The organism is Salicola sp. AFF1, from assembly GCF_056783195.1.
Genome location: NZ_JBXAYL010000016.1, coordinates 45,347 through 58,219, shown reverse-complemented (window position 1 = coordinate 58,219; position 12,873 = coordinate 45,347). Strand labels below are relative to the sequence as shown.

At 60.9% G+C, this 12,873-nt stretch carries 8 protein-coding genes; 3 read left to right on the top strand and 5 right to left on the bottom strand.

Annotated features, from left to right (window positions below; genetic code table 11):
- The first annotated feature begins 176 nt into the window (after nucleotides 1–176).
- Together AC1RQI_RS11690 and AC1RQI_RS11685 are read left to right on the top strand one after the other, a co-directional pair.
- A complete protein-coding gene (locus AC1RQI_RS11690; protein ID WP_481904912.1) occupies nucleotides 177–1,217 on the top strand; it encodes a response regulator in 1,041 nt (346 codons plus the stop codon).
- Nucleotides 1,214–2,191, top strand: a complete 978-nt coding sequence (locus AC1RQI_RS11685; protein WP_481904911.1) for a GGDEF domain-containing protein — start codon at nucleotides 1,214–1,216, stop codon at nucleotides 2,189–2,191. The genes AC1RQI_RS11690 and AC1RQI_RS11685 overlap by 4 nt, the downstream gene beginning before the upstream one ends.
- Here AC1RQI_RS11685 and AC1RQI_RS11680 read toward each other — a convergent pair.
- The gene (locus tag AC1RQI_RS11680) at nucleotides 2,181–7,046 is read right to left on the bottom strand and encodes an NAD-glutamate dehydrogenase (RefSeq protein ID WP_481904910.1); all 4,866 of its coding nucleotides are present in this window, start codon (nucleotides 7,044–7,046) and stop codon (nucleotides 2,181–2,183) included. The two genes, AC1RQI_RS11685 and AC1RQI_RS11680, sit on opposite strands and share 11 nt — an antisense overlap.
- Before the next feature lie 226 nt (nucleotides 7,047–7,272).
- Between AC1RQI_RS11680 and AC1RQI_RS11675 the strand changes: the two genes are divergently transcribed.
- On the top strand, nucleotides 7,273–8,937 hold the full coding sequence (locus tag AC1RQI_RS11675) for a BatD family protein (RefSeq protein WP_481904930.1): 1,665 nt from the start codon (nucleotides 7,273–7,275) through the stop codon (nucleotides 8,935–8,937).
- Here the strand turns inward: AC1RQI_RS11675 and ccmI are convergent.
- The 4 genes from ccmI to AC1RQI_RS11655 are packed head-to-tail and all read right to left on the bottom strand — an operon-like array spanning nucleotide 8,934 to nucleotide 12,866.
- Nucleotides 8,934–9,866, bottom strand: a complete 933-nt coding sequence (gene ccmI / locus AC1RQI_RS11670) for a c-type cytochrome biogenesis protein CcmI (protein ID WP_481904909.1) — start codon at nucleotides 9,864–9,866, stop codon at nucleotides 8,934–8,936. The genes AC1RQI_RS11675 and ccmI overlap by 4 nt on opposite strands.
- Nucleotides 9,867–9,887: 21 nt before the next feature.
- Entirely contained in the window at nucleotides 9,888–10,358 is a 471-nt protein-coding gene (locus AC1RQI_RS11665) for a cytochrome c-type biogenesis protein (RefSeq protein WP_416634251.1), read from the bottom strand.
- Entirely contained in the window at nucleotides 10,333–10,866 is a 534-nt protein-coding gene (locus AC1RQI_RS11660) for a DsbE family thiol:disulfide interchange protein (RefSeq protein ID WP_416634250.1), read from the bottom strand. Before AC1RQI_RS11660 ends, AC1RQI_RS11665 begins: the two co-directional genes overlap by 26 nt.
- Entirely contained in the window at nucleotides 10,863–12,866 is a 2,004-nt protein-coding gene (locus AC1RQI_RS11655) for a heme lyase CcmF/NrfE family subunit (protein WP_481904908.1), read from the bottom strand. Before AC1RQI_RS11655 ends, AC1RQI_RS11660 begins: the two co-directional genes overlap by 4 nt.
- Nucleotides 12,867–12,873 lie beyond the last annotated feature (7 nt).

Below are 12,873 nucleotides of genomic sequence, written 5' to 3'. Positions count from 1 at the left end.
TATTAACATGAAGATCCGCACACTGACTTCCCCGCGCGCCCATAGTAGAGTGAAAAACCAACGCCAGCTGCTACTATGACAGATCAAGAGCTGGAAAAGCCCTGTTTACGGGATTACTGACGCCGTGTTTCAGGGCCATCCGGTGCACGGCCCAACCAGACTTTCAGGAGCCTCTGATGTCCACAGGAGTGATCATCTGCGACGACTCCGCCATGGCACGCAAACAGATGGCCCGCGCCCTGCCCGAGGACTGGGACACCACTCTGACCTTCGTTGATAATGGTGACGCCTGCCTGGAGGCCATTCGTGAGGGCAAGGGTTCCGTTGTGTTCCTTGACCTGAACATGCCGGGAACCGATGGCTACGCCGTTCTGGAGCGCGTGCACCGCGAAGAGCTGCCCGCCCTGGTACTGGTGGTTTCCGGCGACGTTCAGCCGGAAGCCCATGAACGGGTTATGCGGCTGGGTGCCCTCAACTTCATCCGCAAGCCTCTCGACCCGGACGTCCTGACGCAGACGCTCGCCGATTACGGCCTGTATAGCCCCTCAGCCACCGCAGAAGAAGCGGCGCCGGCAACAACCACTGCTGGCCCGCCCTCCAGCAGCGAGGTTCCCTGGCAGGATGCCCTACAGGAGATTGCCAACGTCGCCATGGGCCAGGCGGGGGACCTGCTCGCCCGGCTTCTGGATGTCTTTATCAAGCTGCCCGTTCCCCGCGTTAACATGCTCGCCGCCTCCGAGCTGAGAATGGCGCTCAATATCACCGAATCCGGCTCCAGCTGGTCGGGGGTCTGCCAGGGATTCATTGGTTCCGGGATCGCTGGGGAGGCGCTACTGCTGTTCAATGATGCCCGGCTGGATACCATGTCCCGGTTACTTGGGCATCCGGAAGAAGAGGATGCGAACCGCGAGCTGGAGGCGCTTATGGATATGTCCAGCATTATGGTGGGCGCCTTTCTCCGGGGCTTCGGTGAGCAGATGGACAGGAAGTTCGGACTCAGCCATCCGGTTGTATTGGGCACTCATGTTGACATCAGCGAGTTGTTGGAGCCCGGCCAATCCTCCTGGCAACACATACTGACGATTGAGCTCAACTACGCCATTGAGTCCCATGACATCAATTGTGACCTGCTGCTGCTGTTCAGCGAGGAATCCGTGACACCATTGCGCGAGGCTCTCAGCTGGCTTTCCGATCAAGGCGCCGAGGTGACGGCATGACCGAATCACAGAATGACATGCATGAGTTCCACTGGCTCATGGACATGCTCCAGACCATTGAGGTTGGACTTGTGGTCCTGGACCGAGAATGCACCATCCGGCTCTGGAACGGATTCATGGAAAACCATAGTGGCCTCAGTGCCACCCGCGTCCATGGCAACTCCCTTTTCGAGATTTTTCCCTCGATCCCTGAGAACTGGATCCGCCGCAAGGTTGAAACGGTTCTGACGCTGAATACGAGGACCTTCACGACCTGGGAGCAGCGCCCCAACCCGTTCCCTTTCCGCAACGCGCGCCCGATCACGGGCACGGAACCCTACATGTACCAGAACATCACCTTCAGCCCCCTTACCAGTGCCTCAGGGGAGGTGGACCATGTGTGCCTGCTTGTCTACGACGTAACGGATTCTGCCACCTCCCGACTGCGGATGGAGCGCACCAACGCCCAGCTGGAACAGCGCAGCCAGACCGATGGGCTCACCGGTCTTCTCAACCGCAGCGCATGGGAGTCGCTGTTGACCAGCGAATTCGAACGGTTCCGGCGCTACCAGAGTGTCGGGACGCTGCTGATGTTTGATATTGATCACTTCAAGCACATCAACGATACATGGGGCCATCAGCCCGGGGATGACGTGATTCGGGCGATTGCTCGCGTGATCATGGAGAATCTGAGGCAGACGGATATTGTCGGGCGCTATGGCGGTGAAGAATTCGCCGTCATACTGCCGGAAACGGACATCACAGGCGGCCAGATCCTGGGAGAGCGGCTCCGGAAGCAAATCAGCCAGATGGAGGTGACCACCGAGGCAGGGGTGCTTGAGTGCACCATCAGCCTGGGCGTTGCCCAGGTCACCGATGCCATGGCCGACCACCAGCAGTGGCTGTCTCAGGCCGACCACGCGCTTTATGCGGCCAAGACCAATGGCCGCAACCAGATCGCACTCGCCGGGAGTGAACAGCCCCTCAGCAGCTGACCCCCAGATAGACGGTACTCTGCGCCAGGTCCAGCAGTTCCCGCAGGGCCACGGAGAACATAGCGTACTCGGGAGCATTGTGACTGCGCAGCTCCCCCAGAATGCTATGCCAGCGTTCAATCAATCCCGCATGCTCATTCATCCACGTCTGGAGAGTGGTTTCCAGATCCACGCCCGAGGTCCGAGAACGCAGGATACCGGTGGTCAGGGCCCGCTGCTGCCAATTGAGGTCCTCGCGGAAGCTTTCCCGGGCCAATGCCTCCCAGTGGCTGTGCGGCACAAGAGCGGATATGGCGCCGGCGAACCAGTCGAGCTCCAGCTCGTCCCCAACCGCGAAGTACAGATGCGCCACCTCCCTCAGGTCGAGGCCGGTCTCTTCACGGGCATCAATGATGCCAAGACCGGAAAGCAGGTGCCCGCTGCCGGCTACCACGCCCGCCAACGCCTCCGGCACGCCCTGGTCCACCAGACGATCCCTTTCCTGCTGCCATCCGCCCTGGGCGCGTTCGCCGATATAGGACGGCAAATCCTCCACCATGACATCCAGTCTTTCTTGAAAGCGCTCGACCTGGGTCGGCATGTCGATCTCGCTCCGGCGGTTGCGCAGCAGCCAGCGTGTCGCCCGGCGTACCAAACGCATCAGCTCGCTCTGTAGTTCAATCTGCAGGCTGCTGGGGAGGTGATAGTCCAACGCCTCCACCTGCTCCCACCAATAATCCAGCCGGAAAATGGTCTTGGCCGTCAGATAGGCGCGCGCAATGGACGGAAGCGCGGCACCGGTGGACTGCTGCAGGCGCTCCACAAAGGTCATGCCCATGTGGTTAACCAGGTCATTGGCAACACGCGTGGCAATGATCTCACGCCGCAACTGATGGCGCTCAAGCTCGCCACCAAAACGCTCCACCAGTTGTGATGGGAACATGTCCCGGATCACTGGCTTGATGCCGGCATCGTCCGGCAGATCACTGTCAACAAGCACCTGCTTGAGATCCGCCTTGACCACCGCGATCAGCACGGACAGCTCCGGACGTGTCAGTCCCTGGCCCGAGACCTGGCGCTCGCCCAGAACCTCTTCATCCGGCAGATTCTCAAATGCTCGATCAAGGAGCCCCCGGCTTTCATAGCGAGCCATCAGGCGTCGGTACTCCTCAAGCCTGTCAGCGCCTTCCGAGTTCGCAATGGAAATGGCCTGGGCCTGACGGTAGTTGTTGGCCAGCACCAGCCGCGACACATCCTCGGTCATGCTGGTGAGGAAATCGTTGCGTTGCTTGAAGGTCAGATCCCCCTGCGCCACGAGACGGTTGAGCAGGATCTTCATGTTGACCTCGCGGTCGGAGCAGTCCACCCCGCCCGAGTTGTCGATGAAGTCGGTGTTGCAGCGGCCTCCGTTCAGCGCGTACTCCACCCGTCCGGCCTGGGACATCCCCAGGTTGCCGCCTTCGCCCACAACCCGGCAGCCCAGTTCAGCCCCGTCCACGCGCAGGCCATCATTGGCCTTGTCGCCAACATCGCCGTGGGACTCCTGGCGGCTCTTCACAAAGGTCCCGATACCGCCCAGCCACAGCAGGTCGTGCTGCATCCGCAACAGGTGGGAAATCAGCATGTTCGGTGGCATGTGGTCCGAGCGGGTGCCCAGCAGCTCCTTCACGGTCTTGCTCAGCGGGATCGACTTGGCCGCACGGCTGAAGACCCCCCCTCCTTCGGAGATCAGAGACGTATCGTAATCCTCCCAGGAGGAGCCAGGCAGCGCGAACAGCCGCTCCCGTTCGCGGAAGCTGGCCTCAGCATCCGGATCCGGATCCAGAAAGATGTGTTGATGATTGAAGGCCGCCACCAGCCGGATCTTGCGGGACAGCAGCATGCCATTACCAAACACATCGCCAGCCATGTCACCCACCCCGACGACGCTGAACGCGTCGGTGTCCGTGTTCAGGCCCAGCTCGCGGAAATGGCGCTCCACCGACACCCAGGCGCCCTTGGCGGTGATCGCCATCTTCTTGTGATCATAGCCATAGCTGCCTCCGGAGGCGAAGCCGTCCTCCATCCAGAAGCCGTATTCATTCGAGATCTCATTAGCGAGATCGGAAAAGGTGGCTGTGCCTTTGTCCGGTGCCACGACCAGATAGTAATCATCGTCATCATGGCGGATGACGTCGGGGGGCGGAACCACCTCGCCGTCGATGAAGTTATCCGTCACATCCAGAAGCCCCCGGATGAAGCAGCTGTAGGCGGCCCGACCAGCGGCCTGAACCTCCTGGCGGTCGGCCTCCCGTGGGATCTGCTTGGCCACGAAGCCACCCTTGGCGCCCACGGGCACAATCACTGCGTTCTTGACCTGTTGGGCTTTAGCCAGACCCAGGATCTCGGTGCGGTAATCCTCGAACCGGTCCGACCACCGCAGCCCGCCCCGTGCCACCTTGCCACCACGCAGGTGCACCCCTTCGACCTGCGTCGAATACACGAATATCTCATACACCGGCCTCGGGCGCGGCAGATCGGCCAGCTGCGAGGGATCAAACTTCAGACTGATGCAGCCCTTATCGTCCTCATCGCCGCGCTGGTAGAAATTGGTGCGGGTTGTGGCCTGCATCAGTTCCAGGAACAGCCGCAGCACGCGGTCTTCGCTGAGATTCGGAACATCGTCCAGGCTACTGCCGAACTCGATGGCGACCTTTTTCTGGGCCGCCGCACACTGGCGTTCGGTCTGGTAGCGTTCGGGATTGAAGCGGACATCAAAGAACTGAAGCAGCAGCGACACCAGATTGCCATGGCGGGCCAGTGTGCCGGCGATGAAGTTCTGGCTGTTGCTGATGCGGATCTGCTGCATGTAACGAGCATAGGCCCGAAGCAGTCCAATGGAACGCCAGTCCAGGTAATTGGCCAGGGCCAAACGGTTGAACTCATCGTTTTCCGTCTCGCCTTTCCAGACCCGCGTAAACAGCGATTCAAAAATGGGCTTGATGCGTTCAATGTCGATGGGCTTGCCGGAGCGCGATTGCAGCGCGAAGTCATGGATCCACTGGGTGTTGCCGCAGCGATCGGAGATCTCGAACGGATGCTCACCAATAACCCGGAACCCGATGTTCTCGAACACCGGAATCACATCGGACAGCGGCAGCTGTTCCCTCGGGTGAAACAGTTTGAAATGCAGCGTACTGGCCATCTCCTCCGGTTCCCGGTAGAAGCTCATGGCCATCTGACCGTTTTCGCGGATACGGTCCAGATAATCCACATCAATGGCCGCCCGCCGAGCCGAAAACATGTCCCTGTAGCCCGCAGGGAAAGCGTTCTCGTAACACGCGGAAAGCCGTGTTCCAATTTCCTCGCCGTGATGCTCAACCAGCGCCTCATGGAGGGTATTACGCCAGGAGCGCGCCAGCTCCACCAGTTTCTGCTGCAGCTCCTCCACCGGCAGCACCCGGTTTTCCTGGGGCTGCACCCGCACTGTGAACTGGGTCCGCGCCAGAACGGATTCCGAGAAATACGTCGTGAAATCGATGCCTTCCGCATCCAGCGCCTGCACAATGATGTCCTGCATGCTGACCCGGAGCTGGGTTGAGTACAGCTCGCGTGGCACAAAGACCAGGCAGGTCACGAACTGGCCATAAACATCCTCCCGCATGAACAGCCGGATCTTGCGCCGCTCCTGGATGTACAGGATCGACTTGGCCACATTCAGCAGCTCATCGCCTTCAATCTGGAACAACTGGTCCCTGGGATAGACGGTGAGGATCTGATCCAATTCCTTGCCCGCGTAGTCCTCGCGCGGAAAGCCGGACTGGTCAAGAACGTACTCGATCTTGCGCCGCAGCAGCGGAATCTGGTCCGGACGCTCGTGGTAAACGCGGGACGTATAGAGACCCAGGAAACGCCGCTCACCGACAACACGCCCCTCGGCGTCCAGCTTCTTGATGGCGATGTAGTCAGGATACGCCGGCCTGTGGATGCGGGAACGCTGGGCGGATTTGCCAAAGATGAACAGACTGCTGCTGTCCGTCATGGCCTGGCGGGTCTGGCGTGGCATATCCTTCATGCGGATGCTGCTGGGGCGCTCGTTATAGGTCCGCAGAATCCCCAGCTCGGAGTCAGCCACCTGGCGGATTTCCGTGCGTCGGTTCTCGCGCACAAAGTCATACTCGTCATACCCCAGGAAGGTGAAGCGATCGTCCACCAGCCACTCCAGGAATGCCCTGGCCTCGCTGACCTCCTCGGGTGACAGGGTCTGCGGCGGATCCGCCAGCTCCTCCAGGATCGCCGTGGCTTTGTCGCGCATATGCGGAAAATCCGACACCGCAATCCGCACCTCACTCAGGACCTGCTCCACATCAGCACGCAGCGCGCTTAGCGCGGCGCTGTCCGAGTGGCGGTCCACCTCCATCACGATCAACGCTTCCTCACCCGGGACCAGGGGCTTTTTGACCGCTTCGTTGAGCCGGATCAACGCCCCGTTGTCGTCGCGTTCGGGATTGAGGATGGTGTAATGAATGGTGTGGATGTTCAGTTCCCGGGCGTTAACCTCCATCCGCATGGAGTCGATCAGGAAGGGAATGTTTGGGTGCAGCACAAACATCACGGTGTGGCTTGATTCCCAGCCGTCCTTCTCCAGGTCCGGATTGAACACCCATACCCTCGCGGCTTCACCGGCTCCCTTCTGGATGAATTCCCAGGCTGACAGCACCGCCCCGTAGGCATCCATGAAGCGCTGCTGCACCAACTCGTCGAAGGGCATATGTTCGAAATATCGCTGCGCGAAATCGCTGATCCCGTCTGCCTGGTCCGCTGGCAGCCGCTCTCGCAGCGTTTCATCAAGTTTCTGCTGGAACTCCGCCATCGTGGAGAACGTTACGTCATTCATGCTGGCACCCTGTGGCCTTGGTTCTGCGTGTCCTCAGCATAGTCAAAACCTCGTCTTCTGGCCCATGCTTTTGCGGTAACTCCTTATGCCGACCCCATTGAATTACGATTTGGAAATAACCCGCCCCATCCGACGCTGATGCCCTTTTCGGCGCTTGAGCCTCACGTCCGGGTGCGCGAGGATGTGACACGGATTGCCCACCCGGACCAGGAGCTGCTGCGTCGTGATGCGGATCTTTCGGATGACCCTGTACCCCTTTGCTCTAATGGCGATGCTGACCAGCGGCGCCACCGCCGAGCAAGCGCAGCTTAGTGCCTCCGCCAACCCGAAGCGCCTCTACAGCAATGAGCTGGTCACCCTGACACTGGAGACCGAGACTGAGCTGGATTTCAGCCTGGGGTCGCTGCTCAATCCCACGGAGATGGAAATCCCCCATCCGGACACCACACCACTGACCGGTGATTTCCGGATCCTGGACCGCCACCAGCGAATGGCGATCCAGTCCGAGAACGGTGTCAACGAGGGCAAAGTGACCTGGACCTTCCTGTTGGCCCCGAAACACCCGGGGGACGTGACGATTCCGGCCCTGCGGTTCCAGGACATGCAAAGTGAGCCCATCGACGTGACCGTCAGGCCGGGGGTAGCGCCAGCGGACCGCGCAGAGCCGGATGCGAGGCTGGACATCAGCCTGAGCGAGGACGAAGTCTATGTTCAGCAGCAGATCATCCTGACCCAGAGGATCTACTACGCCCCCCCCCTTGTGAACGCAAACCTCTCCACGCCCACCATCCCGGGTGCCATGGTCAAACCTCTGGGCGAACAACGTGAATACAGGGCTGAAAGGGACGGTCGGGAGTGGCAGGTCGCGCAACGGCGCTTCGTGATTGTGCCCCAATCCGCGGGGACCATGATCATTCCTGAACAGCGCTTCGAGGCCCGCAAACAGACCCAGAGCGGCGACCTGGTGCCGGTAATCGCGACCGCGCCCGTCCGGCGCATCCCCGTCAATCCACCACCGGAGTCATTCAGCGGTAACGTCTGGCTGCCTGCCAAGAACCTGGAGCTGAGCGAGGAATGGTCAACCTCGCCGGGGTCCGTGCGAGCCGGGGACAGCATTCGCCGCGATATCCACATCCGGGCCGTGGGCGTCGCTCCCGAGGCCCTGCCACGACTAACCATCGAATACCCGGAAAGCGTCCGCGAATACCCCAGCCCCTGGCAGTCGGAATCGCGCTTGACCGGTGACAGCATTGAAGGACGGCTGCGCAAGCGCTCAAGCCTGGTACCCATTGAGCCGGGCCAGATCACGCTCCCCGTCATACGCATCCCGTGGTGGGATGTTGAGGCGGACCAGCAACGCGAGGCCGTGATCGAAGGCCATGAGATGAAGGTTGAGCCCGCCACTGGCGCCGAAACCAAGGGCGAAGGGGAGGAAAACGTCAAGGACTCACTCTCCAAAATGAATCTTTCCCGCCCAGGCAACACCCTGCCCCCACTGTGGCTTTGGCTGGCCGTCGTACTGGCCTCCGGGTGGCTGATCACGGGCATCGCCTGGTGGCGTAACCGCCGCAGCAACGGCAACAAAGCCGCACTGAGCGCAGAGGAAAAAGCCAACCGGGAACGTTTCCGGACCCTCTGCGAACATGCGCAGCGTGGCGAAGCGGACACCCTGACGCTGCTTCCCCAGTGGGCGGCCATGCATTTCAACCGCCCAGGGCTGCGCACAGTGGGTGATGTGACGGCCTACCTCAATGATCCCCAGCTGACCCGGGAACTCCAGGCACTGGAACGCCACCTCTTTGCCAAGCCGGACGAGCGCGAGCTCTGGGATGGGGATGAGCTGGTAGGGGTGCTGAGACGGCTCGCTGGCCGCCCCCGCAACAGCTCCTAGCCGCCGGTTTCCCCGTCCTTGTTGGCGGATTCCTGGCGCAGCCGCTCCGGCACCGGCTCGCCCAACTTGGAATAGGCGGCGGCGACCCCCTGCCGAATGCTGTCTGCCTGGGGATGGTCAGGCGCGATTTCCAGGATGCGTTCCCAATATTCCAGAGCCTTACGGTAATCCCCATTACGGAAGGCTTCCACGCCCAGGAGACCAAGGCTGTTAATTTCATCCGGGTTATTCTCGCGAGCCCGGCTAATGGCGCTTTGGACCTCCGGCGTCATTTGGCCCTGGTTGGCCATGAAAAGCGCCTGGGCCCGCAGCCCGATAGCGGCCGCGGGACTGCCATCGCCGGAACGCTCAATGGCACTGGCCAACTCCCCGTAGGCGTCAGCCGCCTTCTGGAAGCGCTCAAGCTGCATATAGCTGCGCCCCAGCATGGCCCAGCCTTCCGGGTTATCCGGGTCATTCTCCAGCCGTTCTTTAAGACTCTGGACCATAGCGTCCACGTCAGAGGCATCCATGCCATCCTGCATCATCTGCTGGCGTTTCTGGAACTGGGCCACTGCATCGCTGGCACCCAGCTCGTTATAGAGCAGGAAAGCACCAGCCGGCACAAGCAGGACCAGCGCCAGGGTCGTCGCCAGGATACCGCGGCGCGCACCACGACCACTGTTGCCGGTGTCTTCCTCTTCGGCCTCAACGTCCCGCAGCAGGCGCATCTCCAGCTCGTCCTTCATGGACTCAAACCCGGATTCATCCAGGATCCCCTCATCCCGTTCGCGTTCCAGCTCCTTCAGACGCGCACGGTAGGCAGCGAGGTTTTGATCCCGGTACCGAACCACTGGTTTTGTACCTCGGGCAAACAGCAGCGGATAAAGAACGAAGACCAGTGCAAGGACGATCAGAAGGGCTGTGGCAAGCCAGAAATTGAGAGGCATGGATGCTCACTTGGGTTGGATTCATTCATCGCGCAGCCACTGTTCCGCGCGGCGGCGCTGTTCGTCGGACAACTCGGCCTCATCCAGCTGCTGGCGCGCGCGGTTGCGGGCCACCAGCAACAGAACCACACCGACGCCAATCACAAGCAGGACAAAAGGACCAAGCCAGAGAGCCCAGGTGCGTGGCGAAAACTCAGGCCGGTAGCTCACAAAACTGCCGAAACGCTCCACCATGGCCTGGCGGATCGCCTCGTCGGAGGCGCCTTCCTCCATCATACGGCGCACGCGCTCGCGCATGTCTTCGGAGATGGGCGCACCGGATTCCGCAATGGACTCATTCTGACACTTGGGGCATCGGAGCTCGCGGGTCAGCTCGCTGTAGCGTTCCCGCATCTGCGGATCCTCAAAGCGCTCTTCGGCTATAGCCGGTATGGCAACAGCCAGCACCAGCAGCAACACAACGGTTTCAGCCGTCTTCACGGTAGCGTTCATAAAGCGGCTCAATTTCGGACTCCCAGACGTCTTGGTCCACCACGCCCACATGACGGTGGCGAACGATGCCATCGGCATCAATGAGATAGGTCTCCGGCGCCCCATAGACACCAAGATCAAAACCCAGGCTGCCTTCCGCATCATAGATCACCCGGGTATAGGGATCGCCACGCTCCTTCAGCCACTCCAGGGCTGCCCCTCGTTCGTCCTTGTAATTGAGCCCGACGATGGGGACTCCCTGTTCCGCCAACCGTTTGAGCTGCGAGTGCTCCACCCGGCACGCTGCGCACCAGGTTGCCCAGACGTTGAGCAACTGGACCTTCCCCTTCAGGATGCCGGGCCCGGCAGAGGCCTCGGCATCCCTCAGCATGGGAAGTTCAAAGGCAGGTACTTCATTCCCCAGAAGGGCGGATTCCAGTTCACTGGGATCCTCGCCCAGTCCCCAGTAGAGCACCACCCCCAGAGTCAGCGCCAGAACCAACGGCAGAAAAAGCCAGATCCGGTTCATGTGGCGGCACTCCCGGCCGCGGCATCAGCGGCCCGGGGTTTTTCGGCAACGGTCACGGTTTGGCGCTGGCGGACGCGGTAGCGCCGATCACTGACTGCAAAGGCACCGCCAAGCGCCATCACCAGCGCGCCGCCCCAGATCCAGCGCACCATGGGCTTGTACTGGATGCGCACACTCCAGGCTGTTTGGCCCTCCACGTTCTCGCCCAGTGCCACGAATAAGTCCTTGAGGATGCCCGGGCTGATACCAGCATCAGTCATAACATTGCTGCGCACCGGATAACGTCGTTTCTCGGGAAACAGGGTGGTCACCCGTTCGCCATGGCGATAAACGTCGAACTTGGCCTGCTGGGCCGTGAAGTTGGGCCCCTCCCGCTGTTTGAGATCCGCGAAATGCCATTCATACCCGGCGATCTCAAGACGATCGCCGGGGGCCATCCGCCGATCCTGCTCCACCCCGTGGATGGAGACCATAGTGGCCCCGGCAATCGACATGGCTAGGCCAAGATGGCCCAGAATCATACCGTTATAGCTGCGCGAGAGCCGGCGCAGGCCGTGCCAGCGTCCCTGGCGGGTGGCGGTTTTATCCCAGACATCCCTGAGCGTGGCAAACGCCACCCAGGCGGCGACCATCAGACCAATGACACTGAGGGCATTGATCTCCCCCACCATCAGCAATGGCGTCACCAGAGCAACGATCACACTCAGAACCGCCGGAACCATCAGCTTACGCAGGACCTGATCCACGGGGGTGCGTTTCCAGCGTGTCACCACGCCAAAGCCCAGGATCACGCCTGTCATCAGAGCAATCGGGACAAAGGTGATGTTGAAATAGGGCTCGCCCACCGACAGCGAACCGCCGCCCATGTAATCCAGGATCAGCGGGAAAATGGTGCCGAGCAGTACCACAAAGGTCGCCACCACAAGGAAGACGTTGTTCATCAGCAACAGCGCCTCCCTGGAAAACAGGGTAAACCCGGTCCGCCCCTGAACGGCGGGGGCACGGATGGCATAGAGCGCCAGGGAGCCGAGTACCGTCACTGCCAGCATCATCAGGATGAAGAAGCCACGTTCAGGGTCCGTGGCGAACGCATGCACCGAGGTCAGCACACCGGAACGCACAAGGAACGTACCCAGGATGCTGAGCGCGAAGGTCATGATGGCCAGCAACACCGTCCAGCTCTTGAAGACGCCCCGCTTCTCGGTCACGGCCAGTGAATGAATCAGGGCCGTGCCCACCAGCCAGGGCATAAAGGAGGCGTTTTCAACCGGGTCCCAGAACCACCAGCCGCCCCAGCCCAGCTCGTAATAGGCCCACCAGCTGCCCAGAGCGATCCCCAGAGTGAGAAAGGCCCATGCCACGGTCGTCCAGGGCCGCGACCAGCGGGCCCAAACAGCATCCAGGCGACCGCCAAGCAATGAGGCGATGGCAAAGGCAAAGACCACCGAGAAGCCTACATAACCCATGTAAAGCATCGGCGGATGAACAATCAGACCGAAATCCTGCAGCAGTGGGTTCAGGTCGGCACCGTCCTGCGGCACGTTCGGCAGCATGCGATCAAATGGGTTCGACGTAAGCAGTGTAAACAGCATGAAGCCGACCCCGATCAATCCCATGATGGACAGCACCCGCGCCCGCATTTCATCCGGCAGGTTACGGCTGAACATCGACACTGCCAGGGTCCATGCCCCCAGGATCAATACCCACAACAGCATCGAGCCCTCATGGCCGCCCCAGACGGCGCTGAACTTGTAGTACCAGGGCAGCATGCTGTTGCTGTTGTTGGCCACATACCCCACTGAGAAGTCGTCCACCATGAAGGACCAGGTGAGGCAGGCATAGCTGAGCACCAGCATCACAAACATGCCCGCCACCAGTGGCCGGTCAAAGGCCATCAGCCCCGGGTGGCGGATCGTCGCTCCCGTCATGGGCACCACCACCAGCGCCACTGCCAGAAGCAGCGCCAGGATCAGCGCGAAATTGCCGAGTTCAGGAACCATCGTTTCT